This window comes from Enterobacteriaceae endosymbiont of Donacia piscatrix (assembly GCF_012569525.1).
Classification (GTDB): Bacteria; Pseudomonadota; Gammaproteobacteria; order Enterobacterales; family Enterobacteriaceae.
In genome coordinates this window covers 325,373-329,208 of record NZ_CP046200.1, presented here as the reverse complement: position 1 = coordinate 329,208, position 3,836 = coordinate 325,373, and the positions used below count along the sequence as shown (strand labels likewise).

3 protein-coding genes are annotated in these 3,836 nt (G+C 24.9%); all 3 read left to right on the top strand.

From position 1 onward, the window contains the following. Positions 1–481, top strand: a 481-nt coding sequence (gene rplJ / locus GJT96_RS01625; protein WP_169780475.1) for a 50S ribosomal protein L10, incomplete at its 5' end; no start/stop codon positions are given. 45 nt (positions 482–526) lie between these two features. Beyond that, a complete protein-coding gene (gene rplL, locus GJT96_RS01620; RefSeq protein ID WP_169780474.1) occupies positions 527–895 on the top strand; it encodes a 50S ribosomal protein L7/L12 in 369 nt (122 codons plus the stop codon). An 87-nt stretch (positions 896–982) separates the two neighbouring features. Continuing rightward, positions 983–3,836 (top strand): DNA-directed RNA polymerase subunit beta (gene rpoB, locus GJT96_RS01615; RefSeq protein ID WP_247646082.1); only part of this gene is annotated, 2,854 nt, incomplete at its 3' end.

The window sequence follows — 3,836 nt, the reverse complement described above, 5'->3', positions numbered from 1 at the left end:
AAATATTAAAAAAAAAAAAACGATTGTTGCAAAAATAAGTAAAATAAATAAACGTGCATTATCAGCTGTTATTGCTAATTTTTCTGGGGTTAATAATAACAATTTAAATAAATTAAGAAAAGAAAGTAAAAATAAAAATGTTATTATAAATATTGTAAGAAACAAATTATTAAAATTAATTATTAAAAATAGTAATTTTGACTGTTTAGATCCTTTAATACACGGTCCCATATTAATAGCTTATTCATTTAAACATCCTGGTTCTGCAGCTCGTTTACTAAAAAAATTTAGTAAATTAGATAATAATTTAATAATAAAAGGAGCATCATTTAATAATAAAATAATAAATAGTGAAAATATTGATTTTTTAGCTAAATTACCTACATATAAAGAAGCTATTATACGTTTTTTACTAATTATAAAAGATATCTCTCTAGGTAAATTTTATAGAATCTTAATCGCAATTAAAAATGTAAAATAAATTAATTTATTTATATATAAAATTATTATTATTTTAGGAGAGCAAATGGCCATAACTAAAGAACAAATCATAGAAGCTATAGAATCAATGTCTATTATGGATATAATGGATTTAATTAGTTCTATGGAAAAAAAATTTGGTGTTTCTAGTGTAATAACAAGTACACAAAATGATAATCAACAAGAAGAAAAAAAAGAAGAACAAACTGAATTTAGCATATATCTTAAAAATATAGGAAATAATAAAATTTCCGTTATAAAAACTGTCAGAAATATTATGAATTTAGGATTGAAAGAAGCTAAAGATTTAGTAGAATCAGCTCCTATAGTATTAAAAGAATCTATTTCTAAACAAGAAGCATTAGATTTAGAATCTAAATTAAAAATTTCTGGAGCAGAAATAGAAATTAAATAATTTTATAAGAGTTTAAAATAAAACTTATTTATAAAATAATATTAATTTGATTAAATTGTTTAATTTATCAGATAACTGAGGAACCATATGGTTTATTCTCAAACTGAAAAAAAACGTATTCGCAAAGATTTTGGAAAAAGATTTCAAGTTTTAGACATTCCATATTTACTTTCTATTCAAATAGATTCATTTAAAAAATTTATAACACCAGATCCTACAGGCCAATATGGTTTAGAAGCTGCATTTAAAAGTATTTTCCCTATTACTAGTTATAGTGGACATGCTAAATTAGAATATGTAAATTATAATTTAGGAAAATCACTTTTTACAATGAAAGAATGTCATATTAGAGGGATGACCTATTCAGCTCCTATAAAAGTAAAATTAAAATTAATTATTTATGATAAAGAAAAACCAGGATTACCTATTAAAAATATAAAAGAACAAGAAGTATATATGGGTGAAATACCATTAATGACAAAAAACGGTACTTTTATAGTTAATGGTATTGAACGTGTAGTAGTTTCACAATTACATAGAAGTCCTGGAGTTTTTTTTGATAGTGATAAAGGAAAAACTCATTCATCAGGAAAAATATTATATAATGCTCGTATTATTCCTTATAGAGGTTCTTGGTTAGATTTTGAATTTGATCCTAAAGATAATATTTTTGTACGTATAGATAGAAGAAGAAAATTACCAGTTACAATTATTTTACGTTCTTTAGGTTACGATGCAGAAGAAATATTAGATATTTTTTTTAAAAAAAATATCTATAAAATAAAAAATAAAAAAATTAAATTAAAATTAATACCAGATAGATTAAGAGGTGAAACAGCATTTTTTGATATTAAAAAAAATGATATTATTTATATAGAAAAAGGAAAAAGAATTACTCTACGTCATATTAATAATTTAAAAAATGATAATATTAAATATATAAATATACCTATAGAGTATATGATAGACAAAATAGTTATCAAAGATTATATAGATAAAAATACTGGAGAAATAATTATCTCAGCAAATAATCCTTTAACAAGGGAAATTATTAATAAAATTTTTCGTAATCAAAACATTATTGAAACAATTTTTACTAATGATTTAGATCATGGATCTTATATTTCTGAAACATTAAAATTAGATAGTACAACTAATCGTTTAGATGCTTTAGTAGAAATTTATAGAATGATGCGTCCTGGAGAGCCACCTACAAAAGAAGCCGCAGAACTTTTATTTAAAAAATTATTTTTTGTTGAAGATCGTTATGATTTATCTCCCGTAGGGAGAATGAAATTTAATCGTTCATTATCACGTCAAAATATTTTTGGTCCTGGAATTTTAAATAAAAAAGATATTGTAGATGTTATTAAAAAATTAATTGCAATTCGTGATGGTAATGGAAATATTGATGATATTGATCATTTAGGTAATAGAAGAATTCGTTCTATTGGAGAGATGGCAGAAAATCAATTTCGTATAGGTTTAATTCGTGTAGAGAGAGCTGTTAAAGAAAGATTATCTTTAGGAGATTTAGAATCTTTAATGCCTCAAGATATGATAAACGCAAAACCTATTTCTGCTGCTCTAAAAGAATTTTTTTGTTCTAGTCAATTATCACAATTTATGGATCAAAATAATCCATTATCAGAAATTACACATAAAAGACGTATTTCTGCTTTAGGTCCTGGTGGTTTAACTAGAGAAAGAGCAGGATTTGAAGTGCGAGATGTTCATCCTACACATTATGGTAGAGTATGTCCTATAGAAACACCTGAAGGACCTAATATTGGTTTAATTAATTCATTATCAGTTTATGCAAGAACAAATGAATATGGATTTTTAGAAACACCTTATAGGTTAGTTAAAAATGGATATGTTACTGATAAAATTAATTATTTATCTTCTATAGAAGAAGGTAATTTTATTATTGCTCAAGCTAATGCTAATATTGATAAAAATGGATATTTTATTGATGATCTTATTACATGTCGTTATAAAGGAGAAGCAAGTTTCTTTAAAAAAGAACAAATTAATTATATGGATGTTTCTACACAACAAATTGTTTCTGTAGGTGCTTCTTTAATTCCTTTTTTAGAACATGATGATGCTAATCGTGCATTAATGGGTGCTAATATGCAGAGACAAGCGGTACCTACTCTTAAAACAGAAAAACCATTAGTAGGAACTGGTATGGAACGAGTTGTAGCTGTAGATTCTGGTGTAACTATTATTGCTAAAAATTCTGGAATTGTAGAATATGTAGATTCTACACGTATTTTTATAAAAAGAGATGATATTACTATTAATAATATTGATATTTATTATTTAGATAAATATATAAGATCAAATCAAAATACATGTATAAATCAAACACCATGTGTAAATTTAGGTGAATATATAAAAAAAAATGATGTATTAGCGGATGGTCCTGCTACAGATTTAGGAGAATTAGCATTAGGCCAAAATATGAGAGTAGCTTTCATGCCATGGAATGGATATAATTTTGAAGATTCTATTTTATTATCTGAAAAAATTGTACAAAAAGATAAATTTACTACTATACATATACAAGAATTATCTTGTATATCACGTGATACAAAATTAGGTCCAGAAGAAATTACGTCTGATATACCGAATGTAAGTGAATCTTCTTTATCTAAATTAGATGAATGTGGAATAGTATATATTGGTGCTGAAGTAAAAAATGGAGATATTCTTGTTGGTAAAATAACCCCTAAGGGAGAAACTCAATTATCACCAGAAGAAAAATTATTACGTGCAATTTTTGGGGAAAAAGCTTCCGATGTAAAAGATACTTCTTTAAGAGTTCCTAACGGAATACATGGAACTGTAATTGACGTACAAATTTTTACAAGAGATGGTGTAAAAAAAGATAAAAGAACTCTAGAAATAGAAGAGATGCAATTTAAACAAATTA

Coding starts and splice junctions, on each gene's coding strand:
- rplL (WP_169780474.1), top strand. CDS start 527: ATGGCCATAACTAAAGAACAAATCATAGAAGCTATAGAATCAATGTCT.